Below are 21,516 nucleotides of genomic sequence, written 5' to 3'. Positions count from 1 at the left end.
TCGGTCGAGTTTCCTTTCGAAGCGGCCGAGCCTCGCGACTACACGGCCCAGATCGTCAAGCTCGAGGAGTCCATCGGGCGGATCAGTGTGACCAGCAATCCGAGCGATGCTCAGGTTTTTCTCGACGGCGAGCTGCGAGGTAATACCCCCGTCGACCTGAACCGGGTGTGCGCCGGCGAGCATCGTCTCGAGGTCAAACACGCGACCGGCAAGTACGTGGAGGACATTTCGGTCGGGGCGGATGAGTCTCTTTCCTTCGAGTGTCCCATTCGGCCGACCCTTGCCGTCCTCGACGTAGTCGCCGATGAAGCCGTCCCCGCGCGGGACGTGGCCGACATTCGGGAGAGGCTTGCCTCCGAGCTTCGACAGCTCCAAGCGATGAACGTGCTCTTTCCCGAAGCGGGACGTGTCAGAAATTTGCTCGGCGAACGAGGCCCGGCAGTCTTCGTACCCGGGAAGGCAACGCCCGAGGCCTCCGCTGACGCGAGGAGGGAGTGGTCGGAGAAGCTCGGCGAGGAGCTCGAAGTCGAGGCCATCTTGATTCCCTATGTCGCGGCGCAGCGGCTCACCAAGGACGTCGTCCTTCATTTCCTCGCGGTCGGCTCAATCACTCCCGACCGCTATACCTTGAACTACCTGGACCGAGAGGCCCTTCCGGCGTTCGTGGAAAAGTTGTCGACCCCGACCAAGCTCTTCGGAAGCTGGATCGGGGTGACCGCCATCGACACCCGGCTTCGTCCCGGACCGACGGTGCTCTCCGTCGATTCCACTGGGCCCGCCTCCGCCGCCGGCATCCAGATCGGGGATGTCCTGCTGGAAGTAGACGGCACGCCCGTGGCTTTTGCCCGAGAGTTACTCGACCGGGTCCACGTCGCTGAGCCCGGAGGCCGTATCGAACTGACCGTTTCGCGTGCCGGGGTGACGGAGTCCGTTCCCATCGAGGTCGGCACGACTCCGCTCGAGGTCCCGGTGAAGGACGCCGATTTTCTTTACAACAAAGCGATCATCGATCTGCGCCACCGAATGGTCGTGGAGCCCGAGATCGAGAACCTCGCGCGGCTTAACGCCGGTCTTTGTTACATGCAGCTCGAGGACTATGAAACCGCGCTCAAGGAGTATCTTCCACGGGTCACCCTGCCGGAGACCGCGGGAATCTCTCTGGGAACGGTCCAGTACCATACGGCTCTCGCCTACCTGAGGCTCGGCGAGCGCGAGGAAGCCGCTCGCCTGTTCGCCCAGGCGATGGCGCATGAAGAAGCGACTGTGCTGTCCAATGACGGCCCGAAGGTCGCGCCTCTCGCCCAACGGCGACTCAGGGAGCTCGGGCGCGAGTCGGCACGGTAATGAATCGGCACATTACCCGCACGCGCGCCTTCGCCGGCCCCGTCGAAGCGGCGACGGCCCGTCCTCGCTCGGGGTCGACTCGTATCCGGGGGAATCGGGAGCGATCGTCTTGGGCAAGCTGATCATCCGGCACGGCGACATTCGAACCGAGCACGAGCTCGGTGAGATCCCCGTCGTGATCGGCCGCGATCCGGAATGTCACCTCTTCTTCGCCGACCGAAAGCTTTCGCGCCGCCATGCCTGCATCGAACCGGACGCCACGGGTTTCCGAATCCTTGATCTCGGGAGCCGTAACGGCAGCTGGGTGAACGAGGAACGCATCGATCGACGGGCGCTGGTATCGGGAGACGAGATTCGAGTCGGAGACGTGCTCATCAGTTTCGTACACGAGGACGAGACCGACAGGGCGGGCGATGAGCCCACTGTCTACCTAGGAAGCCCGGGCTCGGACGAGACGGCGACCGTAGTCCTTGGTGCCGGCGAATCGTCGGAAGAGCCGCGATTGCCTGGAGATCCTTCCGATCCCGACGACTCGTCGACACGCATTCTCGCGACCGAGGAGGAGGCCCGGCCGTCCGACGACTCGTCGACTCAGCTCCTGCCGAGCGATTACGAGAGCCGATCGGGCGGCTCTTCTTCCGAGGACTCCTCGACCCAGCTTCTGTCCGGGCAAGGGACGGCTTTTGGCTTCGTCGAGGACTCATCGACGCGTGCGCTTCCCCTCGACGCGTTCGAGGAGAACGAAGAAACCCTTCAGAGGCCGGAGGGTCGGCCGCCCGTTGCGCGAAGCGCGCCCCTTCCCGGCGCGCTGGCACCCGAAAGGCCCGAAAGCGGAACCGTCGTGTTTCGCGACGAGAAAGATGGTGCGAGGGAACGAGCGCCGACAGGCGGTGACGAACACTTCTCCTCGGAGAGCCTTTCGAACGTTTCCTGGCGGGCGCGTACTCCAGCTGCTGGTGGCTGGACGCCGCGGTTCGCCGTCGCCATATCGTTGCTCGTCTTGTTCACCACGGTCGTTCTCGTGGTACCCCTCTATAGCACCTCGAGGCGCGCGCTGAACGAGGAATCTCAAGCGAGGGGACGAGCTCTCATGGAGCTCCTGGCCGCACTCAACGGGGCGCCGCTCGGGGAGGGAAGGCCCGAGGACGCCTCGGTCGGGATGGTCGAACAGGCTCCGGGCGTGAGCGGGGCCTTCGTCCTGGACACGACGGGAAAGATCGTCGCACCGGCATCCCGGGAGGGCGAGGTCTTGTCGATCGATGGGCTCGACGTGCCGCCACAGAGTGTGAGGAGCATCCGGTCGGGCCAGACGCGAGCGGGTGAGTCCTTCGTGGCCGGTCCGATCAACTATCGCCCGCCGCTACCCACCGCTCGAGAAACGCGCGTCGGGGTTGCCGTGGTGATTCAGCGTTCGGCGCAAGGCGCCGCGGGGTACGCGCTCGCTCTCGGACTCGCGCTGGTCCTCATTGCGCTCGCGGCCACGGTCGTCTTGATCGGTCGAATGACGCTCCCGCCGATCGAAGAGCTGCGACGCGACATCGAGTCGGTCGGACGAGGCGAGGGACGTTATGTCGACGAGACCAGACCCTTTCAGGAGCTGTCCGATCTGGCGAGGGCGGTGAACCGGCTCGTTGACTCCGCGGCTCGTCGCTTGTCGAGTCGGGGGAATCCACCACGTTGATCGCCAATTCGAGGGTGCCGGTTCGCGCCCCCGCCTTCGGAGCAATGCGAAACCACATGAGAACATCGAATCGAGAAGGTCGCTACCCTTGTTTGATCGTATCCACCTCGGACGGGAAGAGCCTCCGGCACACCATCCAGACCCGTGAAGCCACCGTGGGTCGCGACCCGTCGAACGATATCTGCATTCGCGATCCGCTGGTGAGCAAGTTCCATGCGAAGCTGCTGGTGACGAACCAGAGCGTCACCGTCGTGGACCTCTCGAGTGTCAACAAGACTCGGGTGAACGGCCAGGTGGTCACCCACGCTACCGTCCGATACGGGGACGAGATCCAGTTTGCCCGCACTCGCTGCACGCTGGTCCACTCCGCCGCGCCGGAAACGGAGCTCGAGGGGGTATCGTCATGAAAGAGTCGAGCCTGGGCGAGCGGGTCCAGAAGGACATGGTTGCAGCTATGAAAGCGCGGGACAATTTCAAGGTGGGGGTCCTCCGTCTCGTTAAAGCTGCCCTGCAGAACAAGCAGATCGAGCTTCGGGGAAAGCTCAGCACCGAGCAGGAGAATCAGGTATTGGTGACGCTCGTCAAGCAACGCAACGAAGCCATCGAAGTGTACGAGAGAGCGGGCCGCTTCGAGCTCGTCGACAAGGAAACCGCCGAGCGAGAGCTCATCACCGCCTATCTGCCCGAACGGGTCTCGGACGAGGAAGTTGCGAGGGTCGTCGATGCCGTGATCTCCGAGCTCGAGGCGTCCACGGCCAAGGACATCGGCGCGGTCATGAAGGAAACGCTCGCACGTCTGAAGTCGACGGGAAAGACGGTCGACGGAAAGTCGGTCAACGCCGTCGTGCGTGCAAAGCTCTCGTGAGCTTCGAGAAGCGAGGTTGTTGAAGCCACCTGCGGTTCGACCCCGGGCCACGGTCGGGATCGTGGCCACGTCGAGTCCGGTCCGCGAGGAATTCGTCGATCGCGGCGTGGCCGAGCTGACTCGACTCGGGTTTCGAGCCCGGCTCGGATCTCGACTCTTCGAGCGAGACCGTTACACGGCGGGGACGGGCACCGACCGGCTCGCCGATTGGAACGAGCTTTGGCGCGATCCCGAAGTGGCCGCCATTTTCTGCGCGCGGGGAGGCTACGGCGCTCTCCAACTCCTGCCGGCGCTGTCGGTCGACGAAATCAGGTCACATCCCAAAGTCGTCCTCGGGTCGAGTGATGTAACGGCTCTTCTCGCCTTTCTCGGCGGGCCGGCCTCTCTGGTCACCTTTCACGGGCCCATGGTTGCCCAGCAAATCGCCCGCGGAGACTACGATCGAGAGAGTCTCACTGCTCTTCTGGGCTCGAGCGAGCCGTTCGGACGGATGCGCGCCGACACTCTCGAGATGCTCCACCGAGGAGCCTGCGAGGGCAGGCTCGCGGGCGGCTGCCTTTCGCTCGTGACGTCGATGGTGGGAACTCCGTATCTCCGCGATTTCGAGGACGTCCTGCTCTTTCTCGAGGATGCCGACGTGAAACCCTATCAGATCGACCGCATGCTGACACAGCTTCGGCTCTCGGGGCTTCTCGATCGAGTCCGAGGCATCGTCTTCGGACAAATGCCCGGTTGCCAACAGCATCCCCAGCAGGGGTATACCCTCCAGGAGATGCTTCGCGATTGGACCGCCCCCTTGCGGGTTCCCGTGGCCTACGGGTTTCCCTCGGGCCACACGCTAACTCCGGCCATGACACTCCCTCTGGGGGTGAGAGCGCGTCTCGATAAAGAGGGCCTCGCCATACTGGAAGGAGCGGTCCGCTGATTCCCGACGCCGGGCCGGGCGCGCGGCTCCATCTGCTCGGAATCTGCGGGTCGGCCATGGCATCTCTTGCCGGGCTCCTTCAGAGTCAGGGCTACCGTGTCACCGGCTCCGATCAGGACGTCTACCCTCCCATGTCGGATGTCCTTGCCAAGCTCGGGATCGAGGTTCGGTCCCCCTACCGCCCGGAGAACCTACCCGACGACCTATCGCTCGTGGTCGTCGGCAACGCGCTTTCACGGGGCAACCCCGAGCTCGAGAGCGTGCTCGAGCGCGGCCTTCCTTACGTTTCCATGCCCGAGGTGCTGAAGGAAGTGTTCCTGCGGACTCGCAAGCCGATCGTCGTTGCCGGGACCCACGGCAAGACGACCACGAGCTCGCTCATCGCCTGGATTCTCGAGAGCTCTGGCCGCGCGCCTGGCTTTCTCGTCGGAGGCATTCCACTCAACTTCGATACCAGCTTCCGGGCCGGTGCCGGTGAAGACTTCGTCGTCGAGGGAGACGAGTACGACACCGCCTATTTCGACAAAGGGCCTAAATTCCTTCATTACCTGCCCCGGGTGGCCGTGCTCTCCAACGTGGAGTTCGACCACGCGGACATCTATCGCGATCTGGCGGACGTGGAGCGGGCCTTTCGCCTGTTCGTAAACCTCGTGCCGGGCAACGGTCTGCTCGTGCTCGGCCGGGAGAGCGAGCTCGCGGCAGCGATAGGTCGGCGAGCCCCGTGCGCCGTAGAGACTTTCGCAGTGAGGGGAGATGCGGATTGGGTTGGCCAACTCGAGGGCTCGGACGAGGACGGGAGCTACTTGCTCGTGAACCATCGGGGGAAGCGGTTTCTCGAAGCCTACGCCCCGATGTGGGGTAATGCGTCGCTGCGGAACGCTCTCGCCTCGGTGGCTGTCTCTCATTTCGTGGGTTGCACCGCCCAGGAGATCGCAACTGCCCTATCACGGTTCCGAGGCGTTAGAAGGCGTCTGGAGCTGCGGGGGAGGGCTCGCGGAGTGACGGTGATCGACGATTTCGCCCATCACCCGACGGCGATTTTCGAGACTTTGGCAGCGGCACGCGCGCGCTGGCCCCATCACCGGCTTTGGGGCGTATTCGAGCCGCGCTCGTTCACCGCACGCAGCCGCGTCTTCCAGCGGGAGTTGGCCGAAGCCCTCTCGGGGGCCGACGAAGTGATCCTCGCCGAGGTCCTTCGAACCAGCCGGCTTTCGCCGGAAGAGGAGCTCTCGGAGGAGCGGCTCGTAGAGGACCTGAATCAGTCGGGAACCACCGCGGTCTTCCTCCCGCGCGTGGACGACATCGTGGAACACCTGGTGCGAGAGGCGCGCGAAGGGGACGTCGTGATGGTGATGTCCAATGGAAGCTTCGGTGGTCTCCACGGGAAGCTCCTGGCCGCGCTCGCCCCCTAGAGTGACGTTGCGGCCTCGTGGTCTCTTGGAGTGAGTTCCTACCTAGCGAATGAGGGAGCCGGTGCCGCGATGAGCATACACGGCGTCGGCCTGGGATCCCGACCCCGCAGGCAGAGCGAAGCGCACGATCGTGCCCCGTCCTTCGTGGCTTTCGACCTCGACTTCACCGCCGTGCTCTTCGGTAATCCGCTTCGCCGTGGCCAGGCCCAGCCCGATTCCCTGGGATTTTCCGTACGAGAAGAAGGGCTCGAAGAGGCGATGCCGAATCTCGGAGGCGATACCCGGGCCTTGGTCTTCGACCTCGACGACGATGTGCGGTCCCCTCGACCACGAGCGGATGCGGAGCAGGCCACGACCCGACATCGCCTGACAGGCGTTGGTGACGATATTCCAGAGCGCGCGGTCCATTCTTCGTCGGTCGATACACAGGTCCCCGGAGAAGCCGGCGTCGACCTCGACGAGGATGTCTCCCCGGTATCGATGTCGAATCCTGTCAGCGAGCTGCGTCAGGAAGCTCGTGAGCGGAACCGGTTGAGGAACCATGGGCGCGCCATTCCCTCTCGTGAGCTCGAGTAGCTCGTCCACCATGTGGCTGAGCCGGTCGCACTCGTCCTTCATCGCCTCGGCGTATTCCCGACGCTCGTCTTCACCGACGTCGAGCTCGGAAAGCATCCCCGCATAGCCGCTGAGCGCCGTCAGCGGACCACGAAAGTCGTGAATGACCGAACCGACCATTCTTCCCACTGCGGCGAGCCTCTCGAAATGAATGCGCTCCTGCGCCAGGTGGATGTTTCGAAGAGCCGTCGCGGCCTGCAACGCGAGTACCGACGCGAGCTCGAGCCGCTCCTCGGGTACGGCCTCGGACGAATCAAAGAACAGGACGCCGTACAGACCTTCACCGTGAGCGAGGGGCAGCGTGCCGCGTCGCTTCGGAATCGCTACCGTGTCGACGAGAGTGTCCACCGCGGCTTTCCCCCCGGTTGCGCTCTCGGCGATGAGCTCGATCTTTTCTCCGATCCGACATCGCTCCGACGCCGACAAATGGCGACCCGAGGGCTCTGCCGGATACCACATGGGTCGAGAGCGGATCGATCTGCGGCCAGCGTAGAAAATCTCCACCGCGGCATCGTTCAGAATGTGGGAGGTCGCCTGATGAGCCCGGCTCAATATCTCGTTTATATCGAAACTTTCCGCAAGAGAAACCCCGACACCGCTCACGAGCTCCAGGTCGTGTTTCACTTCTTCGACCCGGCGGCTGAGCCGGTTTCGCTCCAGAAGCAATGCAATCAGGGCTCGAGCCTCGAATCCGGGCGGGAGCGTGATCGGCCTGTCCCCGACGACGATGGCAATCGGCTTGTTATCCGCGGGAGCGCCGAGCAAGAGTGCGCGAGCTTCGTCGAGGCAACCGATCGGGGTGAGGTCGTGGTCGGGGAATCGGTCCTTGAGCGTGTCCTCTTCGCCGCGGACACATAGGATCGTGGGATGACTCATAGAAGCTCGCCGAGTCCCGCAGTCGGGAACCGAAGCTAAGCTGTGTTGGAGATACTCGATTATACCAGGACAGCGGTGTGATACGCTAGACATTGAAGAGAACAGACGGGTTCTAGTTCATACCGATTTCCGCACGAAAAAGAGCCAATGTCCCAGCGTCGCGAGTTCCTCCACGTTCACATGTCGCAATGGATGACTCGTTTGGCGGAAACGGGGCGTATCGAGTACCTGTTCGAGCTCGAGATGTGGCTTCGGAGCTTCGAGAGGTACTTCCGCGTCCGCAATCAGCCCCTCTCCGAGGATTCCGCGCGGACGCTCGCCATTCGAAGTTTTTACGAGGAGATTGGCCTGGTCGCCCATGCGATCGAACGAGTGACGAAACTCTGCACGCTCTTGTCGAGCGAGGATCAGGTGAGCCAGGAGCGCTTCGAGAAGTACGTGGAGAACTTCTTGAAAGAGGACGACATCGCCGATCCTTACGTCGCCCGGCTCCTGCGGCAAGCCAGTCCCCAGGCGGCACTTACCCTTCTTCGAGAGAGCTTCGAGGACTTGAAGCTCCTTCTCACCGAGCTGTCCAAGTTATCCCGCATTCCCTATCCAACGTTTCAGAGTATCGGCCGACTCCTCTATCGCGAGATCCGGAGAAACGACTATCTGGGCCTCATCATGGGTCAGAGATTCAAGCCGGTCTACGATCGCATCGGCTCGGAGGCGGTCGTGAGAATCATTCGCAATATCGATAACCGCGGGCGACGTCGTCTGGTCGCCAATATCTTCCTCCAGCTCTTCCGCCTCCTTCATTACCTGGAGTACGCCGACCCGCGAAAGCGACACCTGGAGGAGCTCAGGACATCGGTTCTCATCTTCTCTCTTGTCGCCTCCGAGACCCGCTCGCTCGTGGACTTCATCCAGAAACAGCAGGCCCGCCTCGGGCCCGACACGGGATTCCCCGAGACTTTCGAAAGCTTCATCTATTGCGTGCCGCTGGAGCTCCGAAAGGTGATTCATACCGAGCTTGCCGAGCTCGTGTCCTTCAAGCAGGCCGACACCATTTACATGCGGCTCGAGAACTCCCACGGAATCCTGCGCGATTGCTTTCAACAGAGCGTCATCCAGCTCGCCCAGGGTCTCGAGCCGACGATCCGGGGAAACGAGATCTTCGATCATTTCCACACCCATTTCGAACAATCGCAGACACTTCGCCACGATCTCCTGGCGCTGGTGGTCGCGGTACGGAGATTTTCCGAAGAGAAGACCGAGGAGCGAGCCGAGAGCATGAAACGCTTCATCTCCCGGTTCCACGACCGATCTCTGCGCTATCTCATGTATCGTGATTGGGCGAGCTTCGAGTCCTTCGCTTCCGAGATCCTGAAGTGCGACAACGTCGCCGGCATGCTCCAGATTTCGCATCGGTTCGATACCTACCTGAGGACGCTGTTGCGGGAGGTGAACAAGCGCGGAGTGCTCCAGGGGGGAGACACGGGCGTGAGGGAGAGCACCACATCGGAATCCGCGGGTGCGGAAGGGGTCCAGCCCCCGCCTGCTTTCTAGCGGCCCTCGCAGTAGCCTATGACGAGGATGCCGTCGGCTTTTCCAGATTGTCTTCTTCGCGGACGTTGGCCTTGATGGCGGCGACGACGTCGGGATCGAACTGGGCCCTTTCATGTGCCTCCATCTCGCGGATGGCCATATCGTGGGGAAGCGGCGATTTGTACGAGTGCTTGCTGGTAATCACATCGAAGGCCTCGCAAGCACCGATGATGCGGGCACCGAGCGGGATGTTCTCGCCCGCGAGCCTCTCGGGGTAGCCGCGCCCATCCCATCTTTCATGGTGATGCAGGATGATCGGAGCGAGATCTTTCCAGAAGATGATGTCTTTCACCATCTCGTAGCCGAGCAACGGATGGAGCTCGATGCGTTCCCGCGTCCACTCCTCGGTGGCGTCCAATTTCAGGAGGCCGATGTCGTGCAAGAGTCCACCGAAATAGAGGTTCTTCTGCGTCGGCGCGTCTAGCCCCATCCCCGCGCCCACCACCCGTGCATAACGGGCGACGCGGCGCGCGTGGCCCCACTTTATCGGAACGTGGGTGTCCATCGCCCCGAGGAGGATCTCGCTCACGTGAGTGAAGTAATTGTTCTGAGCATCCTGGAGACGAACGTGCTCGATGGAGATCGCGGCCTGATCCGCCAGGCTGAAGAGAATGGACTGGTCTTCCTCGTCGAATGCGGCTCCATCGCGCTTGTTCAAGACCTCGAGGACTCCGATGACGCGGCCTTCGAAAGTCAAGGGGACGCACAGGATGGAACGGGTCTCGAAGCCCGTTTCCCGGTCGTAGCCGTCATGGAATCGGGGGTCGTCGCGGACATCGTTGACGATCGCGGGCCGTCCACTGCTCGCGGTCCAGCCGGCAACTCCGCGGCCGGGCTCAACGCGCATCGGCTCGACCGCGGCGGCGGCCCTGCCCGAGGCGGTGCGGAAACGCAGATTGCCTTCCTCGTCGTATAGCAATATCGAGCCCGCTTCAGCTCGCAGCGTCTCGGCCGCCGTCTCCACGATCGTCTTGAGAAGCACGTCGAGGTGAATGATGCTTCGGTAGGCCTTGGTGACGGTGAGGACCGCGGTGAGCTTGCCGATATATTCCGAGGGATCGCGCGGGCTCGTCATCGGGCGCGTCTTGGTAAAAGGACCAGTGAGCAATTGGTTTGACTATCCCACTCGCTGGCAAGCGAGCCTAGCACGGCCTCGCGAGTGAGGTCAATGCTCGCGGTCGCGCGCTCTATTTGACAGTTTTCCACGGTGCATGCTACTTTGCTTGATAGCAGGAACATCCCTCAGCTCGATCCGGGTAGACATGTCTGTCGCCAAGCAAAGTCCATTCGCTCAATTCCTCACGCAATACAAGAAGGGGGACTTCATCTTCCATCAGGGTGAGGAAGGCGACGAGATGTTCATCGTCCAGTCGGGACAGGTGGCGATAAGAAAGCAAATCGGGTCGAAACGAACCACGGTCACCGTCCTGGAAAAAGGGGACTTCTTCGGGGAGATGTCGGTCCTCGAGCGGCTGCCTCGATCGGCCGACGCCGAAGTGGTGGAAGACGCCGGGATCATCACCATCAACAGCCAGACTTTCGGCGAGATGATTCGGCGAAATCCCGAGATAGCCGTGCGCATGCTTCGAAAGTACTCGATGCGCATGCGGGAATACTCCGAGCAACTGGAGAACTTGCTCGCCCAGAGCTCGGGAGTTGACGAGGTTCAGCTTCCCGATATCGACAAACCTCCGGCCCAGGCGCCCGAGGGAACGGTGCCTTCGACGGCTACGGCGCGCGCGTATTTCGTCGCCAAGGAAAGCGGCAAGATCTATCCCATCTACAAGGACGAGATTCTGCTCGGTCGCTACGACTCGGTTACCGGACATCGTCCCGAGATCGATTTGACCGATGAGGACCAAAACCGGAACGTCAGCCGCAGGCACGCCCGACTGCTCCACAAGGAAAATACCTTCTACATCGCCGAGGAGATCGGCACGATGAACGGCACCTACATCAATGGAGAGCGAATCCCCACCGGGGTTCTGACACCCATCCGAGACGGTGACGAAGTTACCCTCTGCCGGGTTCCCATCATCTTCAAAGTCGCTCAGTAGCCGAAACCGGCTCGTCAGCTGGGCAGTTCATCCTTTAGGGCTGACGTATTCGGGCAGGAGAATTCGCTGAGGCGAGCGAATCTCGAGCTTTCAGCCGAAACCGGGTAGCGCTCTTCGGAAACCCGCTCAGCGTCCAGGCGAAAGCGATGTCGGGACGAAGGATCCAGAACGGCCGGAACGGGGGCGTGCCAGGGCCCGGGTAGTACTGGGGATACTTCTTCTTCGAGGCATCGAGAACGGGGATCACGAGGGGGTGGGTTGGGTCGAGGACCCGTTCTGCCTTTCCCTCGAGGATGACCACCTCGTCGCCGCTATCGAGATGCACGTTCACATGGGGATTTGCCTCGAGGTTCTGGACCCACCGCACCCTGGGGCTTCCACCGAAGGAAAGGACGCCGTGAAGCCACACTCCGTCGACGGGCCTGGTGTGGGGACGGCCGTCGGGCCGGGTCGTCGAGACCCAGTAGTTCCTCGCGCGCTCCATCCGTTCGTCGACGAAGCTCCAGGGAAGCATCCCCAGCGGCGTTTTCGGGACGCCGTACTCGGGGATGCGCGGCCGGCTCGGCCTGGGCTCCTTCGCTTTCTTTCGGCTCGACATTGCTTGAACCTCCTGGCGCCTATGGGGCGCTTTTCCCGCGTGGGAGTCAAGTGGGTAGTCGCCATGGCTCGGGACCAGTGAGGTTCGTCGCCGTCGGCGGAAACGGGCGTTTCGCGCCAGGCGGTGACCTTCGGGCGCTGCGGAGCTGGGCGGCGAGGCTAGTTCTGCTGATTTCCCGGTGGTCGTCTCTCTCCCTCTTGAGGGACCTCCGGCTCACGCTGGGGAAGGGGTTGGGGAGGCTCGTACAGGAGGCCTCCGCTACCGAGACCCTCGATGATGTGGGGGAGCAAGTCGCCGATGGTCACGTCGGTGCGTCGAATGATGCGCGGCGTCATCGTCAACACGATGTCGGACTCTCGCACTTCCTTTCGGTTGGCGGAGAATATACGGCCGAGGAGTGGCACGTTGGCCAGCCCCGGAGTTCCATTGAGGCTGGTTCGCTCTTCTTCGTTGATGAGACCGGCGAGGAGACTCGTTTCTCCGTCGGCGAGCCGGAGAACGGTATTCACCGAGCGATTGCCGAAGGTTGGCAACCCTCCGAACCCCGTACCGGATATGGTGCTGAGCCGGAGCTCGAGCGCGATGCTGATCTCGTTGTCGTGGTGCACTCTCGGCGTAACCAGGATGTTCACACCGATGTTCTCGTATTGGAACGTGGTCACCGGCTGCTGGGGAACGCCCCCGGTCGCAATCGGCGTAAACGTCGTGATGGGCACCGGGACTCGCTCTCCGAACTCGGCCTGGGCGCTTTCGCCGTCGACCGCCCGCAGCTGCGGGTTGGCGAGCACCCGGGTGTCGCTGTCGGCGCGGAGCAGGCTCAGGACCGCCCCGGGAAGCCCGGCAACGAAGACGTTGTCGCTCGCGAACGGGGGAACGTCGAGGGTCGTGTCGCCGGGGAATATGCTCGTCTGGATTCCTTCCTCGCCGGCCGAACGCAGCTGAATGCCGTATTCCACCATCCGAGTGCGGTCCACCTCGAGGATCTCCATCTCGACGATCACCTCGCTCCGGCTCTTGTCGAGCGAGCTGATGATCATCTCCGCCGCCTTCACCCGTTCGGGCGCATCGACGATGGTGAGCGCGTTCGTCGCCGTGAGGGGCGCGATCCTTCTGGCGCCGAGCACGATGCGCAGGAGGTCGATCGTCTCCTTGAGATCGGCACTCGAGAGATAGAAGGTACGCGACACCTGCTGCTCGTAGTCTCGTCTCTTGGCGGGCGTATCGGGCACGATGGTGAGGAATCCATTCGCCTCGACTCGATAGAAGTTCCGAGTGATGGTGCAGAGCGATCGGAAAGCCTCCTCGAACGTCGCGTCCTCGAGATCGATCGAGACGACATCGTCGACGAAATCGCGGTCGAACACGACGTTGACACCGGCAAGGGTGCCGAGGGACAGCAGAATGTCCCTCAGGCTCGCGTCGCGGAAGACGAAGCCAGCGGGGTCCGTTGCCGAGGGTGAGATCGAGAGTTGGCCGAAGGGCGCCTCGCCCACTCGGCGCTTGAGGCTTGCGATCGAATGTCTCTCCGCCTCCTCGCCCTTCTCCTCGATGAGCCCTTTGAGCTCCTCGAGCTCTCTGGCCAGTTGGACGTCGGTGGGGTTCAATGTGAGGGCGACCTCGAGCTCGTTTCGAGCGGTTTGCAAATCACCGGCGGACATGCGACGGGCGGCTTCGAGAGCATGGGCGGCCGAGGCGCGGAGCTTGGCCCGGGCGAGCTCACGCGCGAGATTGGCATCGTCGGGTTTCTCCGAAGCCGCTCGCGTATACAGCGCCACCGCCTCGTCGTAATGGCCCGCCCTTTCGGCACGGGCGGCGTCCTTCCGGTAGGTCGAGCCGGCGCAGCCGTGCAGCGACGCCAGCAGCGCGACGGTAGGAAAGAGAAATCGGGGGACAGCCATTTCGAGCCTCCGCTGCTCGGCGCTCAGCGCCGGGCGTCTTGGGGAGCTTCTGATTGCACCACCACTACCTCCACTCCGGAGGGAACGGTGAAGCGAAACTGCGATTCAGGAATATCGAGGTTCTCGCGGATCTCGCGAAAGGTGAAGTTGGTCCGATTACCTTGCGAATCGATGAGCGCGACGCGCAGAACCGTTCCGTCGTCTGGCTGGACCTCGAGCTCGACGGTCTCGAACTCCTCGTGGTGCGCGTGAGGAACCGCTCGCAGCACCACACCGCCCTCGGTCGGAGGCGTCTCGGACGAGAAGAAGGAGAAACTGTCGGTAATGCGACTCTTGCCCGCCAGGAGCTCGAACGGCGAACCGCTTTCGAGGCCCATCGGTCCTTCGGGGTGATGGCTCACCATCACCTGATTCTCCGCGGGGATGTAGAAGTAGCTGCTCGAGCCATCGGTCACGAAGAGCTTCTCCTCGGGCTGTCGATACTCCCACCGCATCCGACCCGGCTTCTTGACCGACAGGCGACCACTCTCCTCGATCGTCTTGCGGAGAAAGCGCCTCTCATAGCGCTGGGTGAACTCGGCTTCGAAGTCGTCGATGGTGTCGTAATGCCCCTCGACCTTGGCCACGAGCGCGACGAGGTCCTGCGAAGCTGCCGCCGGCACCGAGACGGACAACAACACCAGGACAAGGGGCCGCATGGGCCTATTCTACACGTTTGGTGGACGGCACGGGGATCGAACCCGTGACCTCGGCATTGCGAACGCCGCGCTCTCCCAGCTGAGCTAGCCGCCCACGAATCGGGTGGAAACGGGCCATGCTAGCAAGACGCTCGGTTCCGAGCAAGAGCAATCGCCGCGGTGGAGTTGCGAGCTTTTGGCTTGCGGTGAGAACATGCTTCTCTTGGAGGAAGGCCATGGTGAATCTTCGTTGCCTCTCGCTCGGGCTCGCGCTCGCGCTTACCGTGCCCGTTCTCGCTCAGGCCGAGCCGACGCAAAAGCCACCCCTGCACGGCCGCCACTGGGTGGCCATCACGGGAAAGCCGCTCGGAGCGACCGCAGGAGCGATGATGTTCCAGAAGGGCGGCAACGCCGTGGATGCGGCCTGCGCCATGCTAGGCGCCACCGCCACGATGTTCGATGCGTTGTCTTGGGGCGGAGAGACGCAGGCCCTCGTCTACCACCCGCTGGAGAAGCGGGTCATCGGGGTGAATGCTTTGGGCGTCGCTCCGACGGGCGCGACCCCGGAGTTCTTCCGCAGCCGCGGAATGGAGTATCCGCCGGAGTTCGGCCCTCTGGCGGCGGTCACGCCCGGAACTCCCGGGGGTCTGATGACCCTTCTCGCCGAATATGGGACGCTGAGTCTCGCGGATGTGCTCGCGCCGGCGATCGACATGGCCGACGGTTACCCGATCGAGGCGCAGACGGCGAACGCCATCGAGCGTGCCAAGAAAGAAATCAAGCAGTGGCCGTACTCACGCGACGTGCTCTTGCCGCATCTCGGCGAGGAGCGCGAGGCTCCCCGAGCGGGCGAGATCTTCCGACAGCCGGATCTGAAAGCGACGCTCGAGAAGCTCGTGGAGGCCGAGAGCGAGGCGCGGCGGCTCGGGAAATCCCGCAAAGAGGCCATTTACGCGGCCTACGACCGTTTCTACCGGGGCGACATCGCCAGGGAGTTCGTTCGCGGTTCCCGCGAACAGGGCGGCCTTCACACGGAGCAGGATCTAGCGAGCTGGAAGGTCGAGATCGAAGAGCCCGTATCCACGTCGTACAAGGGAATCGAGGTCTACAAGCTGACTCACTGGGTGCAGGGACCGGTGCTCCTCCAGGCCTTGAACATTCTCGAGGGTATCGACCTCGCGTCGATGGGCTACAACTCGAGCCGCTACATCCATGCGCTCTACCAGACGATGAACCTCGCCTTCGCCGATCGCGACTTCTACTACGGCGATCCCTATTTCCCGCCCGAGGAGCCGATTCGCGGGCTCTTGTCGAAGGATTACGCTTCGGAGCGACGGAAGCTCATCGACTGGAAGAAGAACGATCCTGACAGCGCGCCTGGCGATCCTTACCCGTTCCAGGGCGGGACGAATCCGTACCGCGAATACCTCGACCGCTGGGGGGCGAGACACCCGACGACGGAAGAAGAAGCCCAGCAGTTCGAGAACGGCTTCTTCGCGGGAACGACGTCCATCCAGGCGGCCGACGCCGAAGGATGGGTGGTCTCGGTGACCCCGAGCGGCGGCTGGATACCGGCCACGATCGCAGGAAAGACAGGAATCGGCATGAGCCAGCGGATGCAGAGCTTCGTTCTCGACGAGGCGACGAATCCCTTCAACCTGCTCGTGCCAGGGAAGAGACCGCGGGCAACGCTGACCCCGAGTCTGGCGTTGAAGGACGGCCGTCCTTTTCTGTCGTTCGCCGTACAGGGTGGCGATTCGCAAGACCAGAATCTGCTGCAGTTCTTCCTGAACGTCGTTGAGTTCGGTATGACCGTCCAGGAAGCGGCCGAGGCGGCCAATTTCACGAGCTACCAGATGAAGAGCTCCTTCGGCGCCCACGAATCGGAGCCCGGAAGACTGACGTTGAACGAGTCCGTGTCGCCGTGGATCCGGGACGAGCTGCGCGCGATGGGTTACGAGCTCGATTTCGGCAAGCGCACTTCGGGACCGATCAACGCGATCTTCTTCGATTGGGAGCACGGGACGATGTGGGGCGGCTCCAGTAACGACGGGGAGGACTACGGCATCGCCTGGTGAGCCGGCGCCTCGAGCGCGCCGACCGTGACCCGTGGCGTGAGCCTGCAGAGTTTGTTCGCCCACACCGAGACCGTGGGTGTTGCCGTTCGAATGGCCGTGGTATCATTTCACCAGGAAGATTCCCAAACAAAACTAGCGAACCACCTGGATGATTCAGAGAATCGAATTAATGAAGGATGCTGCGTCCAAATCGCAACGTTCCAGGCAACGCCGCGGACCCCTCTTCGTTCTCCTCTCGGTTGCGGTTGGACTCTCGCTGAACGCCTGTTTGCGGCCACCGCCCGCCTCCACCATCATCGTGTTCGTCCTGGACACGGTTCGTCTGGACGCTCTCGGTGCTTACGGCAACCCCCTCGATCCTACGCCGCATATCGACGCTTTGGCCGAAGACGGCGTGCGATTCGATCAGGCGATTTCGTCCTCCGGCTGGACACTTCCCGCGGTCGGCTCTCTGCTCACCGGCACCTGGCCCACGATTCACGGTGCCATCGGACAGGGGATCATGCTGCGTCCACTACGCCCGGAGATCAAGACGGCTCCCGAGGTCCTGCGGGCAAACGGCTACCGAACGGTGGGAATCGCCAACGCGGCCTTCGTCAGCCCGATGGTCGGTGTCGACAGAGGGTTCGATGTTTTCGAGCACCGCTACAGTTACAATCACGATGCTCGCGACGCCCAACTTGTGGTCGACCTGGCCATTCGCGAGCTCCACGCTCGACCGGGAGAGCCGACGTTCCTCTTCATTCATCTATTCGACCCCCATCTCGACTACGCGCCGCCGGCAGGCTTCGACACGAGGTACACGGAAGGTCGTGCGTCTCCGCCACCCCCGATCACGATGGAGATTTGCCAGGAAATGCAGACGGGCGACAGCCGTCAAGAGCCGCCGGTCCCGGAGGATATCGCCTATGTCCGCGGAGTCTACCAGGGAGAGATCAGCTTCATGGATGCGGAGGTGGGCCGATTCATCGAAGAGCTGAAGTCGTTGGGACTCTACGAGCAATCCACCGTGATCCTCACCGCCGATCACGGCGAAGAGTTTTGGGATCACGACGGTTTCGAGCACGGACACACACTGTACGACGAACTGATCCGAGTCCCCCTGATCGTGAAGCTACCCAGCGACGTCGACGTCGCGCGTGACGTGGTGTCGGAACCGGTTCGCGTTTTGGACGTCATGCCTACGGTGTTCGATGTCGCCGGCATCGAGAAGCCGGCGACCTTCGACGGCGAATCGATGATGTCGTCGATTCGGGGAGAGCCGAGTAGCCGCCGGCCGGTCTTCGCCGAGAGTACTCTCTATGGTCCCGAAAGAGTCGCCTGGCGGACGGAACGATACAAATACATTCACGACGCCACGGCGGGTCGCGAGGGAATCGGCGAGCTCTACGACTGGCAGGAGGATCCCGGGGAGATGCGCAACCTTGCCGATGAGAGACCCGAGCTCGCGTTGCAAATGCGTTCCGAGCTCTTCGACTTCTACTCTCAGCTTCGGGATCGAGCGCGGAGCATGGCGGAGCCGGATTTCGTCAACCTGAGCCCGGTTCGAATCGAGGAGCTCCGCAGCCTCGGCTACGTCCGATAATCGAGTGCCTTGCCGCGCCGCGCTCGTCTCGCCATCGAAACGACGCCGAGGCCCGCGAGTGTGAGGAAAGCCGAGGCAGAAAGGATCCCTCCCACAATCAATGACCTCGGTCGATAGGCGATACGTACGCGGTGATCGCCGGGGGAAAGACGAAGCGCGCGGAAGAAGCCATTCGCTCGCAGCAACGGCGCTGATGTTCCGTCCACCCAGGCGAGCCATCCTGTGCTGAACGAATCCCACATCAGTAGATAGCCACCTCCGGCCTCCACGTGAGTCTGGATCACGAGCTCGTTCGGAGTCTCACTGAGGATCAATGCCCCCCTCGGTTTGGGTGGGCCCTCCCGGCCCGCCGGCGGCGGTGGCTCCTCATACAAGAACAAATTTTCTCGCGTATCGAAGTCTTCGGTGAATAGCGGCGCGAATTGCCTGTCGAGCTCGGGCTCCACTTCGGCATCCGGGACGATCACGACGCGCGCAAGGGGTTCGGGGTCCTCGTAGAGGGCCATCGGCGGGAATCCGGCAAGGCGCACGACCGCCCGCGCTCTATTCGACGGCGGGGCGTTGGTCAGGAAGTAGCGCGTCCCGGTGCGCAACAAGAAGCGGGTCCGCTCCTCGCGCGAGGTTGCCGCGAAGCCAAGGATGAATCGAGAGTAGTCGGCCGGCCAGAGTGCGGTGAGATCGAGGGAGACCGCTTCACGCAACCCCCAAGCCGACGGGAAGGTGGCAAACATCGTTTGATAGGTCGACAGGACCGCTTGCTCGCTCACCTGAGAATGGCTGGGCGCTACCTGCCGCGGAACGTTGTCGAGATCGCGAAGTCCCGTCACCCACGAGATGCGACCTCCGACGTAAACTCGATCCAGGGGGTACTCGCGCGTGGCGGAAACCCAAGGAGGCTCTCCCAGCAATTCCGCGTTCAACGTTGGGTTCACGACGACATTGGCCAAGAATTGGTCCGTAAGGCATATCGCGAAGAGCGCCAAGACCCGAAAACGCCACCGGGCAAGTCCCAGGAGGATTCCGACCATCGTTCCGACGAACACAAGACGCAGCGACGCGGTACTTGCGTCGGCGATCAGGAAGGAAGCGGCCTGTCCTGGACTCACCAGGGACAAATGCGAAGCGAGTCCATCGGCGACTCGGAAAGCGACGTCACGAAAGCCATGAACGAGCACGATCCCGGCGCATCCGAGGAGTGCGAGCAGAACGGCAGGCATCGAAAGTCGGACGGCGGATTCCTTCCGAAGGGAGATCCGTTCCAATCCAACACCGGCGAGAGCCGCGATCGCCAAGACCGCGGGAAGGAAGTACTTCGCCGGGTATCGCACACCACCCAGGAACGGCAGCAGGGATTGGAGTGCGGGATAAACCGGCGTGTTCTGTCCCAGCGCGAGGACGATTGAGAGAAGACCTAGCACCGACCAGAACCGGCACCAGATATCACGTCGCCCGAGCCATGAACCCAGCGCCGCCAGGGCGAGAGCACCAGGCCCCAGGTACATCGAAGTAAAGAGCGGAAGATGACCACCATTCAAGGCTGTCACCCAGTGATTCGCCTGTCCCGCGGGCGGAAAGCGGTCGCCGAACAACGGCCAGGCCACGATCTCGGCCAGGGCGAGAGGGTGCAGGGCGAGAAGCTCCCCCAATCCTTGCTGAGCTCTAGCCGAGATTCGGACAGCCTCGAAAAGAGGAAGCAGCTGCACCGCAACCAGCAACGAGCCCAATGCTACCGCGGCTCCAGCCTTACCAAGACGCTTCGTCCACGACACTTCGCTTCTTACGAATACCGTGTAGGCAATGGCGACCAGTGCGGTTACCGCCGCGGTAACGGGCTCGCCGGCAAGAATCTGCAACCCTTGAAAGACGCTCCAGACGACGACCCACCGTTGTCGCGGCGATCGAGCCGAACGGTCTGCCGCCCATAGAACCCACGGAAAGAGGGCAAGCGACCAGGACAGATTGAGAGAGTTCGCTGTCGAAACGACCGGCCCGGCCAGGGCGAAAATGGAGGCCGCCAGAGACGCTGCGACCGGAGACAGCTGGCATCGAAACAACAGGAATGCTCCGAGACCGGCAATTACGATGGGAAGCAATACGATCAAATTGAAACCGAGCTCGGGCGGCAACAGCAATCGGATCGGCAGCGTCGGCAAAAACAAGATTTGTCGCGCCGGATCGGCTATCGCCGTCTGCCCGAACGCGACGTGGGGATCCCAGAGCGGAAGATCTCCCGAAAGCAACGTGTTCCTCAACCATAGGTGTTCGGGCCAGTAGAAGAAGGACAGGTCCCGATCGAAAAAGAGGCGTGAAGTGCTCACGCCCTGACTCATCACCAGGAGGGCGGCGAGTGTGGGTGGGAGTGCCCACACCCATTCGCGTGGACCGCGAGGACTCGGGATACGCATCTAGAATCGTTGTCGAAGGAAGTCGAATACAATTCTACCGACCGAGTCGTCGACCGTGCAAGCGAGGCTGGTCGCTCGGGCGAAGCTGGTAATGAGACAGGAGCGGAACCAGTCAATAGATTGCAGCGAGCGATCCCGCGTGAGCACCGAGCTGTGGTTGCGCGCCCGGCATCGCGCCCCCTAGAATCGTTCTAATCGACCAACATGAGGCTCTCCGAGCACTGAAAGTGTCCAGGGTCGCCCGTTTTCGAGGTGGCGCTCTCTCCGCCCTGTTTGTGGCCGGAGCGTTGCCGGTTTACATTCACGGCTGGAAACTGCTCTGGTTCCTCACCGACGATGCGTATATCGCCTTTCGCTATGTGAGCAACCGGCAACTGGGCCACGGCTATGTCTGGAACGCACCCCCGTTTCTTCCAATAGAGGGCTACACGAACTTCCTTTGGATCCTGCTCCTCGACGCAGTCTGGTCCTGGTTGGGTGTGGAGCCCCCGGAGTCGAGCAACTGGCTCGGTTTTGCATGCGGGGTCGGAACGCTCGGAGTGACAGCGTTCATGGCGCACCGGCTTCGCCTTTGCGATAGGTTGCGTCTCTTCCGGCCCTGGATTGTTCTCGTCGTGGCCTTTGGATTGGTAACAAATTTCAACTTCCTGATGTGGACCAGCTCTGGACTGGAGACCTCCCTCTTCAACTTTCTCTTTGCGGCTTGGGTGGCCTCGGTCCTGTACCTGGAGCGGCACTCGACCGCCTGGATCGCGATCGTGAGCGCTTGCGCGGGTCTACTGGCGCTTACCCGGCCGGACGGGATGTTGATGGTTGCCGCATCTGCGGTCCTAATCGCGACCGTTCCGCTGAACCGACGCCGACGCCCGAAGCTGCACGAGCTTCTCGCCGCCGCCCCGCTCGCAATGCC

The 21,516-nt window shown here is 62.4% G+C and carries 17 protein-coding genes and 1 tRNA gene; 11 read left to right on the top strand and 7 right to left on the bottom strand.

Annotated features, from left to right (window positions below; genetic code table 11):
- The 6 genes from VEK15_05215 to mpl all read left to right on the top strand — a co-directional run.
- Positions 1-1,344 (top strand): PDZ domain-containing protein (locus VEK15_05215; GenBank protein ID HXV60071.1); only part of this gene is annotated, 1,344 nt, incomplete at its 5' end.
- A gap of 109 nt (positions 1,345-1,453) precedes the next feature.
- Positions 1,454-3,025 (top strand): FHA domain-containing protein, encoded by a 1,572-nt coding sequence (locus tag VEK15_05210; GenBank protein HXV60070.1) that lies wholly within the window; start codon positions 1,454-1,456, stop codon positions 3,023-3,025.
- Between the two features lie 56 nt (positions 3,026-3,081).
- Positions 3,082-3,432, top strand: coding sequence for an FHA domain-containing protein (locus tag VEK15_05205; GenBank protein ID HXV60069.1), 351 nt, complete (start codon positions 3,082-3,084; stop codon positions 3,430-3,432).
- Positions 3,429-3,890 (top strand): GatB/YqeY domain-containing protein, encoded by a 462-nt coding sequence (locus VEK15_05200; protein ID HXV60068.1) that lies wholly within the window; start codon positions 3,429-3,431, stop codon positions 3,888-3,890. The genes VEK15_05205 and VEK15_05200 overlap by 4 nt, the downstream gene beginning before the upstream one ends.
- 19 nt (positions 3,891-3,909) lie before the next feature.
- Positions 3,910-4,815, top strand: a complete 906-nt coding sequence (locus VEK15_05195) for an LD-carboxypeptidase (GenBank protein HXV60067.1) — start codon at positions 3,910-3,912, stop codon at positions 4,813-4,815.
- A complete protein-coding gene (gene mpl / locus VEK15_05190; protein HXV60066.1) occupies positions 4,812-6,227 on the top strand; it encodes a UDP-N-acetylmuramate:L-alanyl-gamma-D-glutamyl-meso-diaminopimelate ligase in 1,416 nt (471 codons plus the stop codon). The genes VEK15_05195 and mpl overlap by 4 nt, the downstream gene beginning before the upstream one ends.
- A gap of 42 nt (positions 6,228-6,269) precedes the next feature.
- On the opposite strand, the gene VEK15_05185 is transcribed toward mpl, so the two are convergent.
- The gene (locus VEK15_05185) at positions 6,270-7,718 is read right to left on the bottom strand and encodes an ATP-binding protein (GenBank protein HXV60065.1); all 1,449 of its coding nucleotides are present in this window, start codon (positions 7,716-7,718) and stop codon (positions 6,270-6,272) included.
- A gap of 147 nt (positions 7,719-7,865) precedes the next feature.
- On the opposite strand from VEK15_05185, the gene VEK15_05180 reads away from it, so the two are divergent.
- Positions 7,866-9,269, top strand: coding sequence for a hypothetical protein (locus tag VEK15_05180; GenBank protein HXV60064.1), 1,404 nt, complete (start codon positions 7,866-7,868; stop codon positions 9,267-9,269).
- Positions 9,270-9,285: 16 nt separating this feature from the next.
- Here VEK15_05180 and VEK15_05175 read toward each other — a convergent pair whose 3' ends face one another.
- Complete coding sequence (locus VEK15_05175) at positions 9,286-10,383, bottom strand: HD domain-containing phosphohydrolase (protein HXV60063.1); 1,098 nt, start codon at positions 10,381-10,383, stop codon at positions 9,286-9,288.
- 187 nt (positions 10,384-10,570) lie between these two features.
- Here VEK15_05175 and VEK15_05170 point away from each other — a divergent pair, with 187 nt between their 5' ends.
- Entirely contained in the window at positions 10,571-11,365 is a 795-nt protein-coding gene (locus VEK15_05170; protein ID HXV60062.1) for a cyclic nucleotide-binding domain-containing protein, read from the top strand.
- Positions 11,366-11,399: 34 nt separating this feature from the next.
- On the opposite strand, the gene VEK15_05165 is transcribed toward VEK15_05170, so the two are convergent.
- The 4 genes from VEK15_05165 to VEK15_05150 all read right to left on the bottom strand — a co-directional run bounded on the left by VEK15_05165 (position 11,400) and on the right by VEK15_05150 (position 14,653).
- Positions 11,400-11,963, bottom strand: coding sequence for a pyridoxamine 5'-phosphate oxidase family protein (locus VEK15_05165; GenBank protein HXV60061.1), 564 nt, complete (start codon positions 11,961-11,963; stop codon positions 11,400-11,402).
- Positions 11,964-12,121: 158 nt separating this feature from the next.
- A complete protein-coding gene (locus VEK15_05160) occupies positions 12,122-13,861 on the bottom strand; it encodes a secretin N-terminal domain-containing protein (protein HXV60060.1) in 1,740 nt (579 codons plus the stop codon).
- Between the two features lie 23 nt (positions 13,862-13,884).
- Positions 13,885-14,559 (bottom strand): outer membrane lipoprotein chaperone LolA, encoded by a 675-nt coding sequence (gene lolA, locus VEK15_05155; protein ID HXV60059.1) that lies wholly within the window; start codon positions 14,557-14,559, stop codon positions 13,885-13,887.
- Between the two features lie 18 nt (positions 14,560-14,577).
- A tRNA-Ala gene (locus VEK15_05150) sits at positions 14,578-14,653 on the bottom strand.
- Between the two features lie 121 nt (positions 14,654-14,774).
- Here VEK15_05150 and VEK15_05145 point away from each other — a divergent pair.
- On the top strand, positions 14,775-16,616 hold the full coding sequence (locus VEK15_05145) for a gamma-glutamyltransferase (protein ID HXV60058.1): 1,842 nt from the start codon (positions 14,775-14,777) through the stop codon (positions 16,614-16,616).
- A 169-nt stretch (positions 16,617-16,785) separates the two neighbouring features.
- Entirely contained in the window at positions 16,786-18,201 is a 1,416-nt protein-coding gene (locus VEK15_05140; GenBank protein HXV60057.1) for a sulfatase, read from the top strand.
- Here the strand turns inward: VEK15_05140 and VEK15_05135 are convergent.
- Entirely contained in the window at positions 18,189-20,519 is a 2,331-nt protein-coding gene (locus VEK15_05135) for a hypothetical protein (protein HXV60056.1), read from the bottom strand. The two genes, VEK15_05140 and VEK15_05135, sit on opposite strands and share 13 nt — an antisense overlap.
- Before the next feature lie 314 nt (positions 20,520-20,833).
- Here VEK15_05135 and VEK15_05130 point away from each other — a divergent pair.
- On the top strand, positions 20,834-21,516 hold a 683-nt coding region (locus tag VEK15_05130), incomplete at its 3' end, for a hypothetical protein (protein HXV60055.1).

The organism is Vicinamibacteria bacterium, from assembly GCA_035620555.1.
Lineage (GTDB): Bacteria > Acidobacteriota > Vicinamibacteria > Marinacidobacterales > SMYC01 > DASPGQ01.
The sequence above is the reverse complement of the archived record's forward strand: the minus strand, read 5'-3'. Positions and strand labels throughout refer to the sequence as shown.

Excerpts from the sequence above, each read along its gene's own strand:
- VEK15_05205 (HXV60069.1), top strand. The coding sequence starts at position 3,082 with ATGAGAACATCGAATCGAGAAGGTCGCTACCCTTGTTTGATCGTATCC.
- VEK15_05200 (HXV60068.1), top strand. The coding sequence starts at position 3,429 with ATGAAAGAGTCGAGCCTGGGCGAGCGGGTCCAGAAGGACATGGTTGCA.
- VEK15_05185 (HXV60065.1), bottom strand. The coding sequence starts at position 7,718 with ATGAGTCATCCCACGATCCTATGTGTCCGCGGCGAAGAGGACACGCTC.
- VEK15_05180 (HXV60064.1), top strand. The coding sequence starts at position 7,866 with ATGTCCCAGCGTCGCGAGTTCCTCCACGTTCACATGTCGCAATGGATG.
- VEK15_05175 (HXV60063.1), bottom strand. The coding sequence starts at position 10,383 with ATGACGAGCCCGCGCGATCCCTCGGAATATATCGGCAAGCTCACCGCG.
- VEK15_05170 (HXV60062.1), top strand. The coding sequence starts at position 10,571 with ATGTCTGTCGCCAAGCAAAGTCCATTCGCTCAATTCCTCACGCAATAC.
- VEK15_05165 (HXV60061.1), bottom strand. The coding sequence starts at position 11,963 with ATGTCGAGCCGAAAGAAAGCGAAGGAGCCCAGGCCGAGCCGGCCGCGC.
- VEK15_05160 (HXV60060.1), bottom strand. The coding sequence starts at position 13,861 with ATGGCTGTCCCCCGATTTCTCTTTCCTACCGTCGCGCTGCTGGCGTCG.
- lolA (HXV60059.1), bottom strand. The coding sequence starts at position 14,559 with ATGCGGCCCCTTGTCCTGGTGTTGTTGTCCGTCTCGGTGCCGGCGGCA.
- VEK15_05145 (HXV60058.1), top strand. The coding sequence starts at position 14,775 with ATGGTGAATCTTCGTTGCCTCTCGCTCGGGCTCGCGCTCGCGCTTACC.
- VEK15_05140 (HXV60057.1), top strand. The coding sequence starts at position 16,786 with ATGAAGGATGCTGCGTCCAAATCGCAACGTTCCAGGCAACGCCGCGGA.